The sequence below is a fragment of the Sphingobacterium thalpophilum genome (assembly GCF_038396785.1).
Taxonomy (GTDB): Bacteria; Bacteroidota; Bacteroidia; order Sphingobacteriales; family Sphingobacteriaceae; genus Sphingobacterium; species Sphingobacterium thalpophilum_A.
Window position 1 is genome coordinate 701,358 of sequence record NZ_CP151087.1, and the last position, 14,421, is coordinate 715,778.

Below are 14,421 nucleotides of genomic sequence, written 5' to 3' on the forward strand. Positions count from 1 at the left end.
TGTTATGGAACCAAAAGCTAGCAATCTATATATAGTGAACCATAGGGTGACTAACATAACGTATAAGCTTATAATCGTCCAAATTTTCAGCAGTTTCAATTTTACGTAAACTTGATGCACTGTAAGGCTTTTGCGCGAGCAGGGAACGATAAGCGTGTTTTCGTAGTGCCAATACTGTACTTTTATCGTTGAAGATGTTCTCTAAAAGATCGATCGATTTTCCTTGACCAAGACGCCCCAATGCTTTTACAATCTCTATCTTGACATTTAAGGGCTGCTCGATGGTGTAAAAATCCACTAACCGACTTTCGCTATCTCTCGCCAGGAGTTTGCCCAATGAGTTGATCTCTTTGTGTAGCGTTTTAGCATCCTGAGCTGAAACGATGAGCTGCCATAATTTTTTTTCATCCAATTGCTGGTAATAGACCATGAGGTCCATCATAAGGCTATTGATTGAAAAAGATTGAGCGCCGTCCAGCCATTGAGAGAACACGTAAGATCCCACATAATCGGTTGAGACAATTGTTTGATAGATATCAAGTGCATCCAGGTCAGTAATTCCTGCAATACCAGAAAAAACCTGATCGAAGGATATTTCACCCCGCACCTGCAAAAGATATTTAAAGGCCGCTACCCGAATTTCAATGCGTGGGCTACTCATCAGCTGCATCAAAACCGCATCCTGGATTTCGACCTTCATCAATGCTAAATCGGCCAAAGATCTTACTGTGGCTGCCACATGGTGGCTCTCGTGTCTTATTTCGTATTGCGCTTCTCTATCGAAGCCCAATTCATTAAATAAACTCCGCATATTTTTTCCTTTCTCTCCACCGATAGTAAAAATATATTCATGCAATATTTGACGGACCACTTTCTGAATGATCGGCTTATGAAGATCCAACGCTAGTTTATCCACCGGATAATGGCTATTCCTATTATCAATCAAAATGTGTTCATAGATAAAATCTCGCAATACAGGATATATTTTAGCATGATATAGGCGATACCGATAGTCGCGATAATAAAAGATAGCAATACCGACAAGACAGCTTACCCAAAATAGAAAGCTCAACACAAGCGCTATCGTAACCAAAATAGGCCAACCCTCACCCTCAAAAAAGGATCGGATGCTATGAATCGTATGTTCTATTTTACTAAGCATGACCTATTCTTAATCGTACACGGGATATCAGTTCAGACGGCGAAATAGGTTTTTTGATATAATCGTTGGCTCCTACTTCGAAACCTTCAACAATGCTGTTGTCATCTCGATAGCCTGAAATAATAATAACGGGCACCTGGTTATTCGTACTGCTTTTCCGAATGCGATCGATTATTTCGTAACCATTAGCAAAGGGTAATGCCAGGTCTGTTATGACCAAATCAATGGTTTCATCCGAAACCAGCGAAAGGGCTTCTTTACCGGACTTTGCCAGTAAGAGGTCATACCCTTCTCTTACAAGAACAAATTGCATTGTGCTCAATAGAATTTCATTATCTTCGATCACTTGCGTCCTAAACGTTTAAAAAATGGCGGTGTTTTGATATAGCGAGATCGCTATATTTAAATCACAAAATTATAACACACCACCATGATAAATTTAAATGTTTTTAGTCAGATTTTATCTCTTATCGACCGCGAATTATTCAAAGATTTGGTTTCAAAGCACAAAAGTGACAAACATCAGAAAGGGATCAACAGCTGGACGCATCTAGTCAGTATGCTTTTCTGTCATTTTTCCTCGGCAGATTCGGTTCGTGATATTAGTAACGGTCTACGCAGTACCACTGGTAATCTGAACCACTTAGGTGTAGTAAGAGCTCCAAGTAAGTCTAATATATCCTATATCAACACACACCGTACCCATGAACTTTTCAAAGATCTTTACTATTCTGTTTTGGATAGGCTTTGGCAAAAGGACACCCATTTTCGCAAAGATCTTGTTCAGCTAAAGCGTAAAGTATATCTGATGGATGCAAGCATCATCCCCTTATGTCTATCTGTATTTGACTGGGCAAAGTTTCGCAGCACCAAAGGTGCCGTAAAGCTGCACACTGTCTTGGATTATGATGGCTGCCTACCTGTTTTTATGCAGATTACCGATGGAAAAGTACATGAGAGCCAGCGAGCCGGTAGTTACAGTTTTTCCAAGGGAAGCGTGGTGGTAGTGGACCGTGGCTACGTGGATTACAGCTGGCTTGGGGATTTGGACAGCAGGGGGTGTTACTTCGTTACCAGGAGTAAAGTTAATATGAAGTACAAGGTTATCAAGTCCTATCAGAGTGAAGCACTCATGGAAAAGGGGATCCTTAAGGATGAGCTCATTGAGCTATCCGGTGCTGCCTGCAATAAATACAACGGCAAGCCGCTACGCCTAGTCCACTTTTGGGACAGCACCACTGGCAATGAGTACCACTTTTTGACCAATAATACGAAGTGGAAGGCTTCTTTGGTGGCAAACATCTATAAACAACGCTGGCATATCGAAGTCTTCTTCAAGCATCTAAAGCAGCGCTTAAAAGTATCGACATTCATAGGGACTTCTGAAAATGCAGTGATGATCCAGATCTGGACTTCACTCATTGGCATATTACTGTTAAAATACTTACAAAAAAAGGCCAAATATGACTGGAACCTGTCCAATCTGGTCGCATTCATCAGAATGAATATCTTCGTGAAGATAAACATCTGGCAATGGATAGATGATCCCTTTCTCAGGCCGCCTATAAAAGGAAAAAAGGGACAGCTAAAGATCTTCGCAGATTGAAAAATAGGGGTCAATATCGAAATGATGAAAAAAGCTATGCCTGTACCACAGAAATCCAATCCTAAAATTTATTTAGGACAGATGTGATCTTCGATAACAAGAATTCTCTTTTTTTCGTTCTCCATAGCGGTAGATTTTTAGTTTTTCACGGTGAGACAAAGTTTCGAAAAAAAAAGAAAATGTCTTGTAGATTAACAACTACAGGTGGATTTAAATAATTTAAACGCAGGTTTTAAGGATTGTTATCTCTTAAATGACAATATATTGACATAGCTTATTTCGTGTTTATTGTTAAACAACTAAACTAGTATGTAAAATTTCAACTTCTTCGATCAAGGAACGAATGATATCTGCAGTAGAAAGTTCACTGTAAGAATGTATCGATTGTCCGGTCCAAATGTTGATAAAATCAGCATTTCTATTTATCCTTGCTACTCTTCTTAATTCGCCTGTGAGTTTATTTTGATAAGGATAGGGCAAAATCTTTTGAGCGGCTTCTAAAGCTTCAATGAATTTATTTTTTATACCTCTGGCGTAGCGCCCTGAAAAGCTCCTCGTTAATACGATGTCTGATTCATTAACGCCTGAAAGACGCGCTTTTTCAAAGTCCAGGAGCGCGCTCTCCTTAGATTTGAGTAATAAACTACCCACCTGGAAGCCACTTGCACCTAAGAGCTTTGCAGCATGCAATGTACTAGCGTTGTATAAACCACCGGCATAAATAAGGGCAACATGGACATGCTCTTTTACCTGCGGTAGTAGTGAAAGTCCGCCAATCGCCGGTATTGGAGTCTCGTCAAAACTTCCGCGATGTCCCCCTGCTTCTAGTCCCTGTACACAGATGATGTCAATGCCAGATTCTTCCAAAGCGATTGCTTCTGCCACCGAGGTGCATGTACCAATAAGAGTAACATCATTGTCTTTCAATCGTTTTATACTTTCTGTATCCAAATTTCCAAACGTAAAACTCACAACTTTACACCGATGGGTGATGATTACGTCAATCTGTTCCCTGTAATCGGTCAAATGGATACTATCAAGCTCGGGTAAGGTTACTTTCAAGTCGTGCTGCGCGGCTAATTGCTCCACGAAAGTTTTTGTTTCACTATACTGTTTCCTTAAATCGAATGAAACCTTGGGAATATTATTGACAAAAATATTGACCGCGAAAGGCCGCTTTAGATTTTCGGCAGTCAAACGAATAAGTTCGCTGCAACGTTCTGGCGGCAGATCACCCAAAGATAACGAACCGAGCGCTCCAGCACGCGAGGCTGCAATGACCATTTCTGGTGTCGTAACACCAAACATTGGAGCTTGGATAATCGGATATTCAATACCTATTGATCTTGTGAGTTGATTTGACCACTGCATATCGGGACAATTTAATAGTCTTAAAATTTGTATAACGATCGATGTAATGCGTCTAATTTAGCTTATTTTTTGTTAAATGATGTGATAACTATTGGGAAACATCCTACAACGGAAGTTCCAAATAAGCTATTTATACTCACATCTGTCCTAAATAAATTTTAGGATTGGATTTCTGTGGTACAGGCATAGCTTTTTTCATCATTTCGATATTGACCCCTATTTTTCAATCTGCGAAGATCTTTAGCTGTCCCTTTTTTCCTTTTATAGGCGGCCTGAGAAAGGGATCATCTATCCATTGCCAGATGTTTATTTTCACGAAGATATTCATTCTGATGAATGCGACCAGATTGGACAGGTTCCAGTCATATTTGGCCTTTTTTTGTAAGTATTTTAACAGTAATATGCCAATGAGTGAAGTCCAGATCTGGATCATCACTGCATTTTCAGAAGTCCCTATGAATGTCGATACTTTTAAGCGCTGCTTTAGATGCTTGAAGAAGACTTCGATATGCCAGCGTTGTTTATAGATGTTTGCCACCAAAGAAGCCTTCCACTTCGTATTATTGGTCAAAAAGTGGTACTCATTGCCAGTGGTGCTGTCCCAAAAGTGGACTAGGCGTAGCGGCTTGCCGTTGTATTTATTGCAGGCAGCACCGGATAGCTCAATGAGCTCATCCTTAAGGATCCCCTTTTCCATGAGTGCTTCACTCTGATAGGACTTGATAACCTTGTACTTCATATTAACTTTACTCCTGGTAACGAAATAACACCCCCTGCTGTCCAAATCCCCAAGCCAGCTGTAATCCACGTAGCCACGGTCCACTACCACCACGCTTCCCTTAGAAAAACTGTAACTACCGGCTCGCTGGCTCTCATGTACTTTTCCATCGGTAATCTGCATAAAAACAGGTAGGCAGCCATCATAATCCAAGACAGTGTGCAGCTTTACGGCACCTTTGGTGCTGCGAAACTTTGCCCAGTCAAATACAGATAGACATAAGGGGATGATGCTTGCATCCATCAGATATACTTTACGCTTTAGCTGACCAAGATCTTTGCGAAAATGGGTGTCCTTTTGCCAAAGCCTATCCAAAACAGAATAGTAAAGATCTTTGAAAAGTTCATGGGTACGGTGTGTGTTGATATAGGATATATTAGACTTACTTGGAGCTCTTACTACACCTAAGTGGTTCAGGTTACCAGTGGTACTGCGTAGGCCGTTACTAATATCCCGGACCGAATCTGCCGAGGAAAAATGACAGAAAAGCATACTGACTAGATGCGTCCAGCTGTTGATCCCTTTCTGGTGTTTATCACTTTTGTGCTTTGAAACCAAATCTTTGAATAATTCGCGGTCGATAAGAGATAAAATCTGACTAAAAACATTTAAATTTATCATGGCGGTGTGTTATAATTTTGCAATTTAAATATAGCAACTTTGCTATATCCAAACACCGCCACTTTTTAAACGTTTAGGACGCAAGTGATTTATACTGTATATTTATGGTATTCTATTACGTAACAAACAATTTTATGAAAATCGCCTTCTTTTCGACTAAACCATACGACAAATTATTCTTTGGACAGGAAAACAGCGCTTATGGATTTCAGTTTAATTTTTTTGAAACGCATTTAGGTCCACATATTGTCAATGCTATTGAAGATGAGAAAGTGGTCTGCGCATTTGTCAATGATAAACTAAACCGACAAGTGATTGAAGTACTTGCTCAAAAAGGTGTCGAACTGATTGCATTACGCTGTGCTGGTTTTAACAATGTTGACCTGGAGGCGGCAAAGGAGTTTGGCATTCAGGTATGTCGGGTCCCGGCTTATTCCCCAGAGGCAGTTGCAGAGCATACAATAGCAATGTTATTGACATTGAATCGTAAAACCCATAAAGCCTATAACCGCGTAAGGGAGCAAAATTTTGCATTGAATGGCCTTTTAGGATTTAATCTTCACCAGAAAAAAATTGGCGTTATTGGAACGGGGAAAATTGGAAAGGCCTTTATCAAAATTGCATTGGGATTTGGGGCACAAATAATTGCCTATGACTTATATCCCGATCAGCAGCTTACAACACAGGGTGTCAATTACAAATCATTGGATGAGCTCTTTAAAGAATCAGATATCATTTCACTTCATTGTCCCCTAACCTCCGAGAACCACTACCTCATCAATAGCGAGTCATTGGGGAAAATGAAAGACGGCGTTACTATTATTAATACAAGCAGAGGCAATCTGATCAACACCCAAGATGTCATTAAAGCACTCAAAGAACGAAAAATTGGTTTACTGGGTATTGATGTCTATGAACAAGAGGAAAAGTTGTTTTTTAAAGACTTATCGACAACAATTATTGAAGATGAAACAATACAATTATTGATGAGTTATCCGAATGTCTTAGTGACGGCACACCAAGCTTTTTTCACCACAGAAGCATTAACCGAAATTTCGCAAAGAACACTAAGGAGCATCTCAGACCTATCAACCAAAGGAATCACTGACGCCGAGGTCATGCTTTAACAAGACTTCCCATCAAATTTATTTTGAGGTAGCGCTATTAGCAATGTTGTGGCTAAATGCACCTTTTAAAGAAACAGAATGGATGCAAACTGTTGTATCATCGGTACAATTGTCTCATTAGGCATCAGCAAAAATGAGTAGCGAAAGGGAATATAAACTAAATGCCTATCCCCTTTCGCGTTTGTAATCACACCACCACTCATCAAGTCTTTCAATGACCGGCAGTAAAGTTTTACCTAATTCGCTAAGTTTATACTCCACACGTGGTGGAGATTCAGCATAAATCTGTCTACATAAAATACCATCACGTTCGAGCTCACGGAGTTGAACGGTCAAGGTCGTTTGCGCCAGATCTTCCATTTCCCGCCGTAGTTCTCCAAATCTTTTGGGGCATTGTTTGGCAACAGCCTTAATGAGCAAAACTTTCCATTTTCCGCCAATTATCTTAAAAATTCCGTTGACATCACACCAGGCTCCAAAATTTTCACTTTTTTTTTCCTTCATAATCTCCTCATACTGACCATTAGTTCATAAAAACATACCAAGTACATCATTTATAACTACTTGATTGCAAAAAATATCCAAACTATTTTTAATCGTAAAATTATTAAAAACTTTCTATATGCGCTTTCAAATTAAGGATCTACTTCATATTTTCCTCCTTTCAACGGGTATATTTCTTTTCGTCATCGATCTTTTTATCATTAATGTTTCTCTTCCCACGGTTCAACATGCGCTACATCTACGCAATAGTGATACGCAATGGATCATAATACTATATATCATTGGTTACACAAGTCTTCTAATCAATGCAGGGAATGCCGGAAATCATTATGGAAAGAAGAAATTATATTTAATTGGCATGGCTGGTTTTACAGTAGCCTCTCTTTTATGTGGCTTAGCCGATAATCTTTACATTTTATTGGCCGGAAGATTGATCCAAGGGATTAGTTCTGGATTGATGGTTCCACAGGGTATCGCATTGATCACCTTACGTTTTGAAAATCCCGAGAAGAGATCAATGGCATTGGGTATTTATGGGAGTATAGCAGGCATCGCTTCTGTCATCGGTCAATTATTGGGCGGAATACTTCCCGACCAGACCTGGATACATGAAAGCTGGCGTCTTATCTTTTTAATTAATGTTCCCATTGGGGTGGTCGCCTGCTTTGCTGTCTATCGTTATACAGCTAACGATCAAGTCTACGTTAAATCCGCTGTTTCTTTTAAACCAATGGTAACATTATTTACGCTTTTAATGGGAATAATTTTTCCATTAATCATGGGGCCTGACTTGAAATGGCCAATATGGTCACTGCTGGTCCTGGGAACAACGCTTGTTTTTGTCCAGCTATTTCTAAAAAAACAGCGTAAATTAGAAAAGATGGGCTATCCTAGCGTACTCAATTTCACCTTATTCAATAATCGGGTTTTCAATTTGGGTCTGCTGGCCGCATTAGCCTACTATATGGTACAGGACGCTTATTTTATCATAAATTCCAATTACCTTCAAAATCAAAAGAATTATACAGCAACAATGACCGGAATTGCCTTTGTTTATCAAGGTATAGGTTATGTATTGGCAAGCGTTATGGTCAGCAAGTTGGTACAGCGTCATGGAAAAATTGTGGTGCTTTATGGATTAGGCATCATGATTTTGGGATTTGTTGCACATCTTTTCATTTTTAATAGGATGCTTTTAAATAACTACCAGATACATACCCTGTTCTTTTTTTACGGCATTGGTTGCGGTAGTGTACTACCTGCATTAATGACTCTTGCCTTAAAAGACCTCAATGAAAAATTAATTTCCGTCGGATCTGCCATCTATCTTACGATACAACAATTATCAATATGCCTGGGAATCACATTTATCGTCGGTGTATTTCTACATCAAAAAGAAAATAAATTTTTCATTTGGCAGCATATTTCATCAGCTTATGGTTACTCGATCGCACTATCGGTCATATTGCTCTTATTTGTCCTAGGTTTTATAGCTTATTTACCTTCACAAAAGGTAAAATAGCAGGTAATTTGTATGGGGTTTAGCTGATTTATCCTATTTTATATAAGGGTTAAGGCCCCTAATTTGCTGCCTTATATTTGTTCACTAAAGCATAATCATAGGGTATGCGCATACTCAAGGGACCAGCTTCCCACAAATCTGAATCAGGGGACAAGTAAAAGTCATAAGCATTACGCAGGAAATTTTCCCCATCGGGTGCTTCTTGCCATTTTTTCTGCGCTCTATTATAAAGTAGTATCATGCAACTCACGCAAGTTCCCTTATCTTTCATGGCCAGGTTTTCATAACACTTCCCTATTTTTACACTTAATTTTTGTTGAATAATAAGGTCCGTCAACCGTCCTTTGGTAAGGTGAATTAAAGCAAGCTGTGCATCTTCATCCGTTGGCGAATGTTTTGCGGGGTTCAATCGGCCGAACTGAGCCTGATATATTCGTGCTATTTCGGCCTGCTTCACATCCATTGGTAAGAGATTTGTATCTACGGGATGGAGGTCTTCAACATCGTCCACCTGGGTGGCTCCAACACTTAAGGCGATATTTTGTTTGGATGTGTCAGCAGCTGAGCTTTCATTTTTATCGAATAACTGCGTAAGTTCTGAAATATGATGTCCTATTTGATTAAAACCAACAACGTAATTTAAGATAACAAAAGCAAATAGTGCAAGGACAGAAAAAATAAAAAGTGCCTTCCAAATACTGGTCCGGCCATGCTCATTTGTTTCCACTTCCAAAAATGTAGATCTTTTGTGATCTGCTCTGTCAGCATCGTCACGATGTTCAACCCGGTCATAATCACCTAAAAATAAGTCTTTACCATCAAAAAGATCAATATGATCTTCTTGAAACATTTGCACTATATCCCGGGCAGCTTTATACTTTACATTTGCCCCTGTAGCAACCAAATCAATTGCGGCATTAACATCGCCCTGTTTAATTAATTCACGAATAGTTGCTTTATCAATTTCGATTGTATTTACGAGAATATTCTTAGTCATACCGTTTAATTTCTATGGATTGCTTCGCTATCGATTAGCACTGAACCATTTTAGATCAAAAATCAGATTAATAAATGAAAGATCAATGAAAATTTCTTCCCTTATGAAAAATACCTGCAGCATTGTCGCCATCTGTTGTCAGATCTTTTAACAAACCTGACATATCAAAGCATCGTTCTGCTATTACATGAATAACCTCTCCTTCAACTTGAATTTTACCCGCGACCATCAGGAGTTTTGCGCGAAGAATTTCTTTTCGATATTTTTCAAATACAGTACTCCAAACGACAATATTTGAAAAACCAGTATCATCTTCAATGGTGATAAATAAAACACCTTTAGAGGTTCCTGGTCGTTGTCTAACCGTAATCAATCCGCATACTTTCACAGGCATATCATTTTGTATCAAGCCCAATTTTGCTGTGGGCACTACATGGAGAAGATCGAGCTTTCCGCGCAAGAAACTCACGGGATGTGCTTTAATGGATAGCGAGGTCCTTGCGTAATCAGCCACAACATGCTGGCTTTTTGTTAGCAATGGTAATTCAATTTGCCCCTCCATGATACTTTCAGATGCTTGGCCTTCAAATAATGCAATCGGCCGATCACCCAATGCTGTAATTTCCCAAAGCGCTTGCCGACGATCAATACCTAATGATGTAAAGGCATCTGCATCAGCCAATTTCTCCAACGCAATAAGAGATAGTCCAACATCCATCATACCAGTAATGGATGAATAGGCAGACTGCCGACCTTGAGTCAACACAACGGCCTCTTCCCTTGAAAATCCTTTGATCTGACGTAAACCCAATCGAAGAGCATGTGGTTTTCCAATTTCTCCCTCTAAAGTATTGTCCCATGAAGAATGATTGATATCAATAAGACGTACTTTTACGCCATGTTTCTGTGCATCAATAACAATTTGAGCAGGTTGATAAAAGCCCATGGGCTGACTATTGAGTAAGGATGCCGCAAAAATATCAGGATAATAATACTTAAGCCATGAGGATACATACACCAGTAAGGCAAAAGACGCTGCGTGACTCTCTGGAAAACCGTAACTCCCAAAACCTTCCAATTGCTTAAAAACTCGATTAGCAAATTCTTCCGTATAGTTTTTCTTTACCATACCATCGACCATCTTTTTGTGAAAAGTCGACACCTGCCCTTTGGCTTTGAATGTAGCCATGCTTCGGCGCAATTCGTCGGCCTCTGCAGGAGTAAATCCCGCAGCAACAATGGCAATTTCCATGGCCTGCTCCTGAAAAAGGGGGACGCCCAAGGTTTTTTCAAGAATGGTTTGCATCTCTGTACTTGGATAATCGACATCTTCCTCTTTATTTCGCCGACGCAAATAAGGATGCACCATATCGCCTTGTATTGGTCCAGGCCGTACGATAGCCACCTCAATAACCAGATCATAAAATTCGCGCGGTTTTAATCGCGGCAACATCGACATCTGGGCCCGGCTTTCGATCTGGAATACACCTAGAGTATCTGCATGGCAGATCATATCGTAAACCTTTGGATCGTCTTCTGCCCCAATATCAGCCAGGGTAAGCTCTTTTCCATAATGCTTTTTAGCGAGATCAAAAGCTTTGCGAATACAGGTCAACATCCCCAAAGCAAGTACATCAACCTTTAGAAAGCCGAGTGCTTCAAGATCATCTTTATTCCACTCGAGATTTGTCCGATTATCCATGCGGGCATTTATTAAAGGACAAAGCTCATGCAAATTACCTTGCGTAATAACAAATCCGCCTGTATGCTGCCCCAATTGACGTGGAAAGCCAATATACTGATGTGTCAATTCGAGAACTTTTCGCAAATGTTGGTCTTCAGGATTAAAGCCCTGTTCAACCAAACGTTCCAAATTGATATAATCGTCCCAATGGCTACTCACAACTCCTGCTAAACGCCCTACAGCATCCATGGAAAGTCCCATAGCCTTGCCAACATCACGTATAGCCCCTTTGGAGCGTACCTGTGTGACAGTTGCTACGATAGCAGCACGATTGCGTCCATATTTCTCATAAATATACTGGATGACTTCCTCACGGCGCTCATGTTCAAAGTCGACGTCTATATCTGGTGGTTCCTCTCGTGCATCGGACATAAATCGTGCAAACAAAAGCCTATATTTTGACGGGTCAACAGAAGTAATACCTAAGCAGTAACATACGGTTGAATTTGCTGCAGATCCACGCCCTTGGCATAAAATTCCCTTTTCCTTCGCAAATCGAACATAATCATACACCGTCAAAAAATAAGAAGCATAATTTTTGCGTTCGATAAAATCAAGTTCCATTTGAATCGTTTCGCGAATTGCATCCGGGATATCTCCGTTAAATCGTTTACTGGCACCTTCCCAAGTTAAATAACTTAATTCTTCCTGTGTGGTCCGACCATGAGATGATAATTCATCTGGATAGATGTATTTCAAATCATCTAAGGAAAAACGACAAGCATTGGCAATTTTTACACTCTGTTCTACAGCTTCAGGGTACAGTCTAAACAAGCGTTCAACTTCAGTTATTGATTTTAGATAGCGCTCTGCATTGGGATATAAATTAAATCCAGCCGTATGTATCGTGCATTTTTCACGAATACAGGTTAAAATATCCTGCAATTCACGCCTTTCGGGCACATGATAATATACATCACCAAGTACAACAAGAGGAATGGCCAGGTGTTCACCCAACTGATTTATTCTAAACAATAATTTAGCATCATCACCACGATAGAGTTTTTTTATTCCTAGATTAAGACACCCCTGTAGACGCTGTTGACATTCCTGTACAAACGCTATAAATGACTGCTCAAGCTCAAAACCGACCACTAGTTTTTCAGGTGGACAAATAATGAATACAATCCCCTCAGCATATTGAAACACATCATTTTTGTACAATTCGCATCTTCCTTTTTCCGTCCTTAGATTTCCAACAGTTAACAATGTTGAAAGCCGTCCGTAAGCCTCTTTATCTGTGGGGTATGCCAATAAGCTTGGCCCATCCTGTAAATCTAGACGACAAGCAGGAATCAGTCGTATACCGGCTTTTTTTGCAGCCATATGTGCACGGACGATTCCAGCAAGGCTATTGCGGTCAGTTACTGCAACGGAATTATACCCCAATCGCGCCGCTTGCTCGATCAGTTCTTCCGGATGAGAAGCACCTTCGAGAAAACTAAAATTACTTGTTATCTGTAATTCACAATATACCATACACTAACCTTATGCAAAAAAACCATGTATAAACCATTGATCTGCCTGTCCGTCATAATGCCCGGCACGATATAGCCAAAAGCGCCGACCTTGCAGATCTTCCACGGCATAGTAATCCCGATGTTCACCAGGATCAATCCACCATTCGCGTTCAATACGTTCGGGGCCATCTGCTTTCCTTATAGTATAGGTATCTCCCTTATAACGGAACAGTATGGGTGGATAGTCGGGTATGGGTGCTGTGACTATAATACGTTCAGGGATCTTCAATAGTCGTGTTGGACGTGGCCTTGCAGTTTGCCAGTCAACAGCTGCAACCTCATCCATTTTAGCCGCTATTTTCATGGATCGTTCCGGCCAGTAGTGCGCAGATGGCACATAGCGTGAAATCTCACAATTGGCGTCCCTACTTTTCAAGCGATCTAACAGTTCGGTAACTGTCGGGTTTTTGAGGCCAATTCTATTGTTCCAAAGATTTTCCTGAATAGGATCTGCGATTTCAACTTTTGAAACCTCCAAAGTAAATAATTCAATCCCCAATGCCGGTTCAATCTGTGGAATCTTTATGGCAAATAATTGAAGGATATGTTTGACCTGGGCAGTAGCACGATTAGTCTCAATGCTGATTGTCTCTAATTTCCCATCCACGCGGTGGCAATTCAATTCAGCTGCACGTAATCCTTTCCCCTCTCCCGACAAACGTTTACACAACTTGTTTAATAACTCTTCCAGCGCCAGTTCAATACCGTGTGCTGTACAGATGGGTTCGAGACAAGGTAATCGCTCTTCATACGGTAAATTAGCTTTTATAGGAAGAACAAATTCATCTTCCAGCCCCATGGCCTGATCCAGTCGAAGTAATAGGCTGTCACCAAATCTTCTACGCAAGACTGAACGCGGCATTTTTGCAAAACTTCCTATTGACTGTAGTCCAAGCGATTGCAACCTTTTCAATTGAACCTCTTCCAATCGTAGTGCTGCAGGGTGCAAGGGAAAAAGTGCCTCTGACTGCGCCTGTTCATTTATAATCGTATTTTCAGAACCAAAATGTGTGATAGCCCATGCGGCCCCAATGGTATCAGCAATGCCCATGCGCACAGTATAACCATGTTGTTTAAATTGAGAAACAATACTTGTTAAGTAAGTTGCCTCTCCACCCCAAAGATGTGCACAACCACTTATATCGAGCATAATTCCATCCGGCTCATCCAATGAAACCCATGGTGTATACCTTATGCACCAATCTGCTATGGAATGGAGTAATTTTTCAGCCAATCCAGCTTGCTCTTTGATGATTTTAAGTGATGGAATAAATGCCCGTGCATCTGCTATAGCCATACCTGCATGTATCCCCGCTTGCTCTGCAAATGCGTTACACGCACTAACGATTAATTTTCCTTGCACAGCGACAGACAAAACAACAGGAACATCCTGCAAATGTGGCTTACAGACAGTAAGCCAATCTGTTTTTAAGTAACGAAACCAAAGGGACGCAAATCTTTTTTTCATG

At 40.4% G+C, this 14,421-nt stretch carries 11 protein-coding genes; 3 read left to right on the forward strand and 8 right to left on the reverse strand.

All coding sequences use genetic code 11. The features are described from left to right. Positions 1-25 precede the first annotated feature (25 nt). Entirely contained in the window at positions 26-1,162 is a 1,137-nt protein-coding gene (locus AACH28_RS03285; protein ID WP_341832239.1) for a HEAT repeat domain-containing protein, read from the reverse strand. Next, positions 1,155-1,508: a response regulator gene (locus tag AACH28_RS03290; protein WP_341832240.1), complete on the reverse strand. Its 354-nt coding sequence runs from the start codon at positions 1,506-1,508 to the stop codon at positions 1,155-1,157. The genes AACH28_RS03285 and AACH28_RS03290 overlap by 8 nt, the downstream gene beginning before the upstream one ends. 84 nt (positions 1,509-1,592) lie before the next feature. Here AACH28_RS03290 and AACH28_RS03295 point away from each other — a divergent pair, with 84 nt between their 5' ends. Further along, the gene (locus AACH28_RS03295) at positions 1,593-2,768 is read left to right on the forward strand and encodes an IS4 family transposase (protein ID WP_341830984.1); all 1,176 of its coding nucleotides are present in this window, start codon (positions 1,593-1,595) and stop codon (positions 2,766-2,768) included. A gap of 291 nt (positions 2,769-3,059) precedes the next feature. On the opposite strand, the gene AACH28_RS03300 is transcribed toward AACH28_RS03295, so the two are convergent. Continuing rightward, a complete protein-coding gene (locus AACH28_RS03300) occupies positions 3,060-4,139 on the reverse strand; it encodes a nitronate monooxygenase (RefSeq protein ID WP_341832241.1) in 1,080 nt (359 codons plus the stop codon). 223 nt (positions 4,140-4,362) lie between these two features. Continuing rightward, positions 4,363-5,538 (reverse strand): IS4 family transposase, encoded by a 1,176-nt coding sequence (locus AACH28_RS03305; protein ID WP_103290968.1) that lies wholly within the window; start codon positions 5,536-5,538, stop codon positions 4,363-4,365. Positions 5,539-5,672: 134 nt separating this feature from the next. Here AACH28_RS03305 and AACH28_RS03310 point away from each other — a divergent pair, with 134 nt between their 5' ends. Beyond that, positions 5,673-6,665: a 2-hydroxyacid dehydrogenase gene (locus AACH28_RS03310; protein WP_286801979.1), complete on the forward strand. Its 993-nt coding sequence runs from the start codon at positions 5,673-5,675 to the stop codon at positions 6,663-6,665. Between the two features lie 165 nt (positions 6,666-6,830). Here AACH28_RS03310 and AACH28_RS03315 read toward each other — a convergent pair whose 3' ends face one another. Further along, the gene (locus AACH28_RS03315) at positions 6,831-7,169 is read right to left on the reverse strand and encodes a helix-turn-helix domain-containing protein (protein ID WP_286801978.1); all 339 of its coding nucleotides are present in this window, start codon (positions 7,167-7,169) and stop codon (positions 6,831-6,833) included. Between the two features lie 118 nt (positions 7,170-7,287). On the opposite strand from AACH28_RS03315, the gene AACH28_RS03320 reads away from it, so the two are divergent. After that, on the forward strand, positions 7,288-8,691 hold the full coding sequence (locus AACH28_RS03320) for an MFS transporter (protein ID WP_286801976.1): 1,404 nt from the start codon (positions 7,288-7,290) through the stop codon (positions 8,689-8,691). A 58-nt stretch (positions 8,692-8,749) separates the two neighbouring features. Here AACH28_RS03320 and AACH28_RS03325 read toward each other — a convergent pair whose 3' ends face one another. From AACH28_RS03325 to AACH28_RS03335, 3 genes are all read right to left on the reverse strand, one after another. After that, positions 8,750-9,688: a hypothetical protein gene (locus AACH28_RS03325; protein WP_341832242.1), complete on the reverse strand. Its 939-nt coding sequence runs from the start codon at positions 9,686-9,688 to the stop codon at positions 8,750-8,752. An 82-nt stretch (positions 9,689-9,770) separates the two neighbouring features. Then, entirely contained in the window at positions 9,771-12,911 is a 3,141-nt protein-coding gene (locus AACH28_RS03330; protein WP_341832243.1) for an error-prone DNA polymerase, read from the reverse strand. Positions 12,912-12,920: 9 nt separating this feature from the next. Further along, positions 12,921-14,420 carry a DNA polymerase Y family protein gene (locus tag AACH28_RS03335; protein ID WP_341832244.1) on the reverse strand — a complete coding sequence of 500 codons (1,500 nt, stop codon included), beginning with the start codon at positions 14,418-14,420 and terminating at the stop codon, positions 12,921-12,923. Position 14,421 lies beyond the last annotated feature (1 nt).

Coding starts and splice junctions, on each gene's coding strand:
- AACH28_RS03310 (WP_286801979.1), top strand. CDS start 5,673: ATGAAAATCGCCTTCTTTTCGACTAAACCATACGACAAATTATTCTTT.
- AACH28_RS03335 (WP_341832244.1), bottom strand. CDS start 14,420: ATGAAAAAAAGATTTGCGTCCCTTTGGTTTCGTTACTTAAAAACAGAT.
- AACH28_RS03325 (WP_341832242.1), bottom strand. CDS start 9,688: ATGACTAAGAATATTCTCGTAAATACAATCGAAATTGATAAAGCAACT.
- AACH28_RS03295 (WP_341830984.1), top strand. CDS start 1,593: ATGATAAATTTAAATGTTTTTAGTCAGATTTTATCTCTTATCGACCGC.
- AACH28_RS03315 (WP_286801978.1), bottom strand. CDS start 7,169: ATGAAGGAAAAAAAAAGTGAAAATTTTGGAGCCTGGTGTGATGTCAAC.
- AACH28_RS03285 (WP_341832239.1), bottom strand. CDS start 1,162: ATGCTTAGTAAAATAGAACATACGATTCATAGCATCCGATCCTTTTTT.
- AACH28_RS03305 (WP_103290968.1), bottom strand. CDS start 5,538: ATGATAAATTTAAATGTTTTTAGTCAGATTTTATCTCTTATCGACCGC.
- AACH28_RS03330 (WP_341832243.1), bottom strand. CDS start 12,911: ATGGTATATTGTGAATTACAGATAACAAGTAATTTTAGTTTTCTCGAA.
- AACH28_RS03300 (WP_341832241.1), bottom strand. CDS start 4,139: ATGCAGTGGTCAAATCAACTCACAAGATCAATAGGTATTGAATATCCG.
- AACH28_RS03320 (WP_286801976.1), top strand. CDS start 7,288: ATGCGCTTTCAAATTAAGGATCTACTTCATATTTTCCTCCTTTCAACG.